This window comes from Caballeronia humi (genome assembly GCF_001544475.1).
GTDB classification, from domain to species: domain Bacteria; phylum Pseudomonadota; class Gammaproteobacteria; order Burkholderiales; family Burkholderiaceae; genus Caballeronia; species Caballeronia humi.
Window position 1 is genome coordinate 1 of the sequence record NZ_FCNW02000113.1, and the last position, 6461, is coordinate 6461.

General features: G+C 65.3%; 5 protein-coding genes. All 5 read right to left on the reverse strand.

Features of this window, described 5'->3' with window-relative positions:
- Positions 1 to 863, reverse strand: an 863-nt coding sequence (locus AWB65_RS33810; protein WP_143281823.1) for a methyl-accepting chemotaxis protein, incomplete at its 3' end; no start/stop codon positions are given.
- Between the two features lie 222 nt (positions 864 to 1085).
- Positions 1086 to 2021 (reverse strand): ribokinase, encoded by a 936-nt coding sequence (gene rbsK / locus AWB65_RS33815; protein WP_087671146.1) that lies wholly within the window; start codon positions 2019 to 2021, stop codon positions 1086 to 1088.
- 386 nt (positions 2022 to 2407) lie between these two features.
- Entirely contained in the window at positions 2408 to 3448 is a 1041-nt protein-coding gene (locus tag AWB65_RS33820) for a LacI family DNA-binding transcriptional regulator (protein ID WP_087671147.1), read from the reverse strand.
- Positions 3449 to 3670: 222 nt separating this feature from the next.
- Positions 3671 to 4672, reverse strand: coding sequence for an ABC transporter permease (locus AWB65_RS33825; RefSeq protein WP_087671148.1), 1002 nt, complete (start codon positions 4670 to 4672; stop codon positions 3671 to 3673).
- Positions 4673 to 6292 (reverse strand): sugar ABC transporter ATP-binding protein, encoded by a 1620-nt coding sequence (locus tag AWB65_RS33830; RefSeq protein ID WP_087671149.1) that lies wholly within the window; start codon positions 6290 to 6292, stop codon positions 4673 to 4675.
- Positions 6293 to 6461: the final 169 nt, after the last annotated feature.

Consider the following 6461-nt stretch of genomic DNA (forward strand, 5'->3'; position numbering starts at 1 on the left):
CGCGACGACAAATCGATATTGCCCGCCGCGATTTCCTTCGTCGCCGAGGCGATCGACTCGCTGCCCGAGCGCACCGTCTCGACCGTGGTCACGAGGCTCGCCTGCATCTTCGAGAGCCCTTCCAGCAGCAGGCCCATCTCATCGCGACGCGTCACGCTCACCTTGTGACGCAGGTCGCCGGCGGCAATCGCTTCGAAGTGGCCGAGCGCCTCGTCGAGCGGACGGGCGATGGCGCGGCGCAGCGCGAACCACGCGAAGCCCGCAGCAGCAAGGCCGAGCGCGATCGCCGTCAGGCTGATCGTGCGGAACAGGCTGAAGGTCCGCTGGGCTTCGTCGTAGCCAGCGCGGGCGGAATCGGTGAGTTCCTTGCGCAGCGCGTCATTGGCCGTCGACAGTTCGTTGTAGGCCGCCTGCATCGCCTTGGCTTCCGTCACGATGCGCGTCTGATCGGCGGCCGCGATGGCTTCCAGGCCCGCGTCGACGCGTTTTTGCAGTTCCACGCGCCGTGCGAGCGCGGCATCGGCGAGTTGCTTTTCAGTCGGGCTTTGCGGATACGAGAGGTATTCCTTCCAGTACGCATCGGCGCGGCCGCGCATCTGGCGCGCACGATCGACCGTCGCCGCGACCTCGCCCGTGCCGACGAGCAGCGCCGCGCGATCGAAGACGAGGCGCTCGCGCGCCGCATAGAGTTCGGTGTTGCCGACCGCGATCGCGCTCGGCATCTGATTGGAGAAAGTGTCGAGAAATGCGTCGTTGGAACGGCTCATGCCGGCAAGGCCAAGGCCGCCGATCGCAATGAGCAGAGCGCCCAGAAAGGCCATCGTGATGCCAAGGCGCGCCTTGATCGTCAAACTCTTTGTCATGATTTTCCTTGATGCAAAAGCGCAGCGAACGAAACGAGAACGTAGCCGGATAAGGGCCGAATGGATCGGCGGCGGCTATCGACCGCCGCCGAAGCGGCGCTTTCTGGCGTCCCGCTTACCACCGGATTACGGCCTGCGCTCGCAAGCACTTTAGGAAAATTTTTCGTCTGACGAAATAAACCAGCGAACAAACGTTCGTTTTAAACCGTTATTGAAGAAAGATTACGACGTAATTTCGCTGCGATGCGGAATCGAAGGTTGCGCACCTTCGCGTGTCACGGCGAGCGCCGCTGCACGCTGCCCGAAGACGATCGCCGACGCGACCGCGCTGCCCCGCGCGAGTTCGGCCGCAAAGCCGCCGATAAAGGTATCGCCGGCGGCGGTGGTGTCGATCGCTTTCACTTTCGGCGCGCTCAGGTGCTCGCCGTCGCCGCCTTCCAGCAGGGCGAAAACGCCCTGCGAACCGAGCGTCACGATCACGTTGCGGGCGCCTTTTTGACGCAGTGCGGCAGCGGCGCGACGGGCGTCGTCAGGCGTGGCGATGTCGATGCCGGAAAGCGTCGCCGCTTCCAGTTCGTTCGGGATCAGGTAGTCGACGAGCGGGAACCAGTCGGCCGGCAGCGTGCTCGCGGCGGGCGCCGGATTGAGGATCGTCGTCTTGCCGAGGCGGCGGCCGGCCGCGAGTGTCGCGCGCACCGCGTCAGGCGGCGTTTCGAGCTGGCAGACGATGACGTCGGCGGCGGCGAGCAGCGACTCGTGCTGTTCGATGGTGGCGGGCGTGACATCGGCGTTGCTGCCCGCGATGATCACGATTGCATTCTGGCTGCCGTCGTCGACGATGATGAGCGCGACGCCCGTCGGTGCCGAGGCGCTCGTGCCCAACGCAGCACAATCGATCGATTCCGCTTCGAGTCCCGCGCGCAGTGTCGCGCCGTTCGGATCACCGCCGACGCAGCCGAGCATCGCGACGTTCGCCCCAAGCCGGGCCGCCGCCACCGCCTGGTTGCCGCCCTTGCCGCCCGGCACTTGCGCGAAGGCGTGGCCCGCGAGCGTTTCGCCCGGCTTGGGCAGACGCGGCGCGCGCGCGACGAGGTCCATGTTCAGGCTACCGGCGACGACGACGCGGCCGTGGCGCTCGGTGGTGGGAAGTGAGGTCATGGCGTGTCTCGCTGGAATGGTGAGGTGGGGGCGGGTTCATCGCGTCGGTGCGACGCTTTTGCATCGACGCGTTCCGGGAAACGGCCTTTGGTTGGCTCGCGCCTTTCGCCGCCCCTATCTTGAAATAAGGGCGTCAACCTTGCCGCCGACAGCCAATTTGCGCAAGCCCCGCAGCCAAAAAAACGCTCGAACCGGCTCCGTTTCACGCCGTGGCCGCCCAATGGACGTTCGATGCCGCGCCTTTCGCAGCAGGCGCGCGCGACCCATCGCATTCACCCCGTCACGGATTTCACTCATGCGCTCCACGCGCCGCGCTGCTACAAAGTAGCAACCGCCAGGTCACGCTTTCCGCGTGCCGCGCCACTACGAGGTCGGCAACCGCCACCTCATGCCTTGCGCGCGCCACGCCGCTTCGGCCGCCGCGTTTCCGAAACGACCGCCGTCGATTCGCGCCAGATCAGACGCGGCGCCACGACACGGCGCCGCGTGTTCGTCGGAATCTTGCCCATGATCCGGTCGATGAGCGTCTGCGCGGCCATCTCGCCGAGCGCGCGCACCGACTGCCCGACCGTCGAGAGTGCCGGATACGTATAACGGCTCAGTTCCACGTCGTCGAATCCGATGATCGAGCAGTCGCCCGGCACGCTGATCTTGCGCTCCGCTGCCGCCCGCAACGCGCCGATGCCCATCATGTCGTTGCACGCGAAGATCGCGCTCGGCTTGAGCGTATCGAACAGTTGCGACGCCGCCGCATACCCGCCCGTCGCCGAAAAATCGCTTTCGACGATTGCATTCGGCTCGATCTCGATGCCGCGCTCGGCCATCGCGCGGATGAAGCCGTGCACGCGCATCGCGCTGACCGCTGTCGAAACGGGCCCCGTGATGCAGCCGATCTCCGAATGCCCCAGTTGCAGCAAATGCTTGGTCGCGAGATATGCGCCCTTTTCGTGGTCGATCTGCACGAGATCGGCGGAAATGCCTTCGATGTTGCGATCGACGATCACGAGCGGCTCGCGCGAGTGCGCAAGACTCTGCGCGAGCACGGCATCCTCTCCCGCTGACGCGATCACGAGCCCGTCGATACGCTTTTCCTGCAACACGCGCAGATAGTTGCGCTGCTTGGCGGGATCGTCGTCGGAATTGCAGAAGAACACGCAATAGCCGTTCTTGGCGCACCCGTCCTCGACGCCGCGCGCCAGTTCCGCAAAATAGGGGTTGGTCGCGTTAGGCACGAGCAGGCCGATCGTCGCCGTCGAGCGCGCCTTGAGCGAGCGCGCGACCGCCGACGGCACGTAGTCCAGCTCGCGGATCGCGCGCTCGACTTTCGCCCGTACATCGGCCGACACCGGCCGCGAATTGTTCACTACGTGGGATACCGTGGTGAACGACACCCCTGCAATGGCTGCCACGTCTTTGATCGTCGCCATACTTGGTCCTTCGTCCGACTTCCTGCTTTTTTTGATGGAGGGCTACCGGTACGCCCGACGTGAATCCGCGTTCGCTTTTCAGCGTTGCCACGCATGGCCGTCGATGCGCCCCGTCCGGTTGCCCGCTCTGATGGTGTTTCGTGTTTCTTGTGTCTCGCGTGTTCCTGTCCTCGCCGGCGTTATGTCCCGCCCCGTGCTGACTCCACATACTCTTAAAAGCGCTCAACCGCGCCGCCGCCGGCTCCGATACGTATCCAGCACGACCGCGACCACGATCACCGCGCCCGTGATGATGCGCTTGGTCGGCTCGTTCGCGCCGATCTGCGCAAGCCCCGCCGCCAGCACGGAGATGATCAACACGCCGAAAAACGTGCTGATCACCGAGCCGCGTCCGCCCATGAGGCTCGTCCCGCCGATCACGACCGCCGCGATCACCTGCAATTCCAGCCCGGCGCCTGCGTTCGGATCGGCGGCTTCGAGCCGCGAAATCTGAAACAGCGCGGCGAGCCCGGAGAGCGCGCCCATCAGCGCGAATACGATGACCTTGTACGGCCGCGGATTCACGCCTGCGAGCCGCACGGCCTCCTCGTTCGTCCCGATGCCGACCAGATAGCGCCCGAAGACGGTTCGCGTCAAAACGAGGTGCGCCACTATCATTACGGCAACTGCGATCAAAAATGCAGGGGAAATGCCGAAAGCGATCGGATTCGAGAAGAAATCAAACGCATCGCCGATGTAGGCCGTGCGCGAATTCGTCAACTGATACGCAAGCCCGCGCGCCGCTTCGAGCACGCCGAGCGACACGATGAACGATGGAATCCGCCATGCCACGGTCACCGCGCCCGTCAACGTGCCGGTCAGCGCGGCGGCGGCGAGTCCGAGCAGCGCGGCGGGCAGCGCCGGCCAGTGCCACTGCAGCGCCGCGACGCTCACCACGCCCGCCCCCAGTGCCAGCACCGATCCCACCGACAAATCGATCCCCGCGATGATCAGCACGAACGTCATCCCCACCGACATCACGACGAGATCGGGAATCTGGTTCGCGATCGTGCTGAACGTGTCGTAGGTCAGGAAGTGCGTGCTCAGCACCGAAAAGAGCGCGATCATCGCGATCAGCGCGCCCAGGAGGCCAAGGTAATTCGAAATACCGAGCCGCGTGCCCACCGCCTTCGCTGCCTTGGGCGGCTCGGTCTGCAAATCGGTCCCGCTCGGCTGGCCTGACATTCAATGCTCCAAAGTGTGGGAATCCGGCGCTTTTGCATCGGGTTCTGCCGGCTCGTGCAGGATCGCCTCGCGGTTCGCGTAGCCCGCGAACGCGGCGGCGAGGAGCGCATCCTGCGTCCAGTTTTCGCGTGTGAACACGCCCGTCATGCGTCCCGCCGACATCACGCCGATCCGGTCGCAGATCAGCATCAGTTCGCGCAGGTCGCTCGATACGACCACGAGCGCACGCCCTTCCCGCGCGAGCGCACCCATCAGGCCGTAGATGTCGAACTTCGCGCCGACGTCGATGCCGCGCGTCGGTTCGTCGAAGAGCAGCACCATGCAGTCGCGCGCTAGCCAGCGGCCGATCACCACCTTCTGCTGGTTGCCGCCCGACAGTTCCGACACGGCCTGTGCGGGGCCCGACGTGCGGATACGCATCGCGTCGATCTGCGTCTGCGCGAGCGCGGCTTCCCGCTTCGCATCGACGATTCCATGCCGCGCCACCTCGCCGATGTTGCCGAGTGAAATGTTCGCGGCGATCGGCAGCGGCAGGAGCAGGCCCTCGCCCTTGCGATCCTCGGTGATGAGCGCGATGCCGTTTTTCACCGCGTCCGATGGGGAATCGATCTTCACGGCCTGAAGCGCCCCCGATCCGCGCGCGAGCCTGACGACGCCCGCATCGGCCGTGTCCGCGCCGTAGATGAGCCGCATCAGCTCGGTGCGCCCCGCGCCGATCAGCCCGCTCACGCCGAAAATCTCGCCCGCGCGCACGTCGAACGACACGTCGCGCACGACGTTGCCGCGCGTCATGCCTTCCACCTTCAGCGCGACCTCGCGAATGCGCCGCTCGCCCAGATCGATCCGCTCGCCGATGTCGCGCCCGACCATCAGCGTGACGAGCCGGTCGCTGGTGAGTTCGCCCATATCGCCGAGATGCACGAGCCGCCCGTCGCGCAGCACGGCCGCGCGCTCGGCGATGCGCTTCAGCTCCTCCAGCCGGTGCGAGATATAGACGAGCGCGACGCCGCGCGCTTTCAGCCGTCCGACCTGTTCGAAAAGCAGATCGACTTCGCGCGCGGTGAGCATCGCGGTCGGCTCATCGAGTATCAGCACGCGGCAATCGCCGATCAGATTGCGCGCGATCTCGACCATTTGCTGATGCCCGATCCCGAGCGCGCCGACGGGCGTGTCGGGATCGATTGCATCTAGCCCTACTTGCGCCATCGCGTGCCGGGCGTTCTCGCGCAGCACGCGCCGGTCGATCCAGCCGAAACGGCCGCCTTTTTGCGGCAGCCGGTTCAAAAACAGGTTTTCCGCAACCGACAAGGTGGGCAGCAGGTTCAGCTCCTGCATCACCATCCGTACGCCGAGTGCTTCGGCGTCCTTGCGCGAAGCCGGCGCGTAGGCGCCGCCTGCGAGCGTCATCGTGCCGGTCGTGGGCGTGACGAGCCCCCCGACGATCTTCGACAGCGTGCTCTTGCCCGCGCCGTTCTCGCCCGTCAGCGCGAGGACTTCGCCTGCGCGCAAGTCGAGCGAGACGCCGGACAGTACCGGTTCGACATACGTCTTGCCGATGCCGGCGACGCTTAGCACGACGGGCGCGGGTGAATTGGCGTCGGGTTGGGCTGAGGTATGCATGCGTTTTTGTCGCTGGCGCTGGGGCTGGGGTGGGATGGGCTTGTTAACACCGTTTGATGTTGATGCGCTTCTAGGGAACTTGTTTTCTTTTCGGTCTATTAGCTCTGCCCCTGTCCGGGGCGGGACTCACTTTCTTTGCTGCTGCAAAGAAAGTAAGCAAAGAAAGCAG

Bases quoted from the DNA above. Each gene is read 5' to 3' on its own strand.
- AWB65_RS33820 (WP_087671147.1), bottom strand. From the start codon at position 3,448: ATGGCGACGATCAAAGACGTGGCAGCCATTGCAGGGGTGTCGTTCACC.
- AWB65_RS33825 (WP_087671148.1), bottom strand. From the start codon at position 4,672: ATGTCAGGCCAGCCGAGCGGGACCGATTTGCAGACCGAGCCGCCCAAG.
- AWB65_RS33830 (WP_087671149.1), bottom strand. From the start codon at position 6,292: ATGCATACCTCAGCCCAACCCGACGCCAATTCACCCGCGCCCGTCGTG.
- rbsK (WP_087671146.1), bottom strand. From the start codon at position 2,021: ATGACCTCACTTCCCACCACCGAGCGCCACGGCCGCGTCGTCGTCGCC.